The organism is Arthrobacter sp. H41 (assembly GCF_000520535.1).
Classification (GTDB): Bacteria; Actinomycetota; Actinomycetes; order Actinomycetales; family Micrococcaceae; genus Arthrobacter_D.
In genome coordinates, this window is record NZ_KI914799.1 from 6,094 (window position 1) to 7,784 (window position 1,691).

The following is a 1,691-nucleotide window of genomic DNA, read 5'->3' on the forward strand; positions in this document are numbered from 1 at the left end:
GCGCAGCGGCTGGACCGACGTGGCGTACCGCAACCTCAACGGGGGCATCGTCGCGGTGCACCGGGCCGTCAAACCGGGAGCGGCATCGGGCGCCGCCAGGCCTGCCGCGGCGAGCAGTTCGGCGCGGCTGCGCAGGCGCAGCACGCGGGCGGCGAACTGAATGTCGGTCCTCATCATCGGCGCCGGCCCCGCAGGGTCCACCGCCGCTTTCTATCTGGCCAGCGCGGGCATCGAGGTGACGGTGCTCGAGAAGACGCGCTTCCCGCGCGAGAAGGTCTGCGGAGACGGCCTCACCCCCCGCGCCGTCCGCGAAATCCAGCTCCTGGGGCTGCCGCACGATGAAACCGACGGCTGGCGCCGCAACAGGGGCCTCCGCCTCAAGGCCGGCACGCGGACGGTCGAGGTGCCGTGGCCCGAACTCAGCGACTTCCCCGACTACGGGCTGGTGCGCACCCGCCTCGGGTTCGACGAAGCCCTTGCACGTCACGCCCAGCAGGCCGGTGCGCTCATCCTCGAGGGGCATGCCGTTTCCGCTGCGGTGCGCAACGACGCCGGCCGCGTCACGGGTGTCTCGGTGAACCTGCTGGACGCCGACGGGCGGAAGACCGGCGAGTCACGCACTTTTAGCGCCGACGTCGTGCTGGCCGCCGACGGCAACTCCACCCGGACCGCGGTGAGCCTCGGGATGGCCAAGCGGGACGACCGTCCCCTCGGCGTCGCGGTGCGCACCTATTTCACGAGCCCACGGCACGACGACGACTGGATGGAGGGCTGGCTCGAACTTCCGGATGCCACCGGGCGTCCGCTGCCGGGGTACGGCTGGGTGTTCGGTGTGGGCGACGGAACCTCCAATGTGGGGCTCGGCATCCTGAATTCCTCGGCCGAGTTCGGCAAGCTGGACTACAAGCAGGTGCTGCGCGACTGGACCGCCGGCATGCCGTCCGAGTGGGGCTTTACGCCCGAGAACCAGGTGGGCGAGATCCGTGGGGCCGCCCTGCCCATGGGCTTCAACCGGACACCGCACTACAGTCCGGGACTCCTGCTGCTCGGCGACGCCGGCGGCATGGTGTCCCCGTTCAACGGCGAGGGCATCTCCTATGCGATGGAGTCGGCCCGCTACGCCGCCGAGTTCATCGAGCGGTCGCAACGCGTGCGTTCCCCACTGGGACGGGACCAGGTGCTTTCGGGGTATGCGCCCTATATCCGTGCGCAGTGGGGAAGCCACTTCACCCTGGGCAGCATCTTCGCCCGCCTCATCGGAAAGCCCGCCATCCTGTCGCTGGCGCTGCGCACCGGCATGCCGGTTCCCGTGCTGATGCGCTTCGTGGTGCGCATGCTGGCGAACCTCACCGACACCGGTGGGCGCGGCTTCGAGGACCGCGTCATCCATCTGCTCGAGGCGCTGGTTCCGCCCACCACCAACCAGCCCTCCGTCACGGCCGCTCTGCGTGCGCAAACTGCCGTGCTCCGTGGTTAGTCTTATACGGTGACGAAATCCTTTTCCTCCGGCTGGGCCGGCGTGGGCGCCGACCGTGCGCTGGACACCGCCGGGGAGCCTGACGAGTCCTCGAGCCTGCCACCCGGCTTCGCGCTGATCGCGGAGGATCCCGAGCTCGGTCCGGCCGTGGCTTCCTGTCTCGCCGAGGTCGAGAAGCAGTTGCTCGGTGCGATCTCGAATTCCGACCCGCTCG

Annotated in this window: 1 protein-coding gene and 1 pseudogene; both read left to right on the forward strand. The window is 69.7% G+C overall.

Annotation, left to right across the window (positions count from 1 at the left end):
- Positions 1–160 precede the first annotated feature (160 nt).
- Positions 161–1,477, forward strand: a complete 1,317-nt coding sequence (locus Y705_RS0110085) for a geranylgeranyl reductase family protein (RefSeq protein WP_026532763.1) — start codon at positions 161–163, stop codon at positions 1,475–1,477.
- A 42-nt stretch (positions 1,478–1,519) separates the two neighbouring features.
- Positions 1,520–1,691 (forward strand): annotated as a pseudogene (locus tag Y705_RS22340) (polyprenyl synthetase family protein); the annotation flags it as partial.

Excerpts from the sequence above, each read along its gene's own strand:
- Y705_RS0110085 (WP_026532763.1), top strand. The coding sequence starts at position 161 with ATGTCGGTCCTCATCATCGGCGCCGGCCCCGCAGGGTCCACCGCCGCT.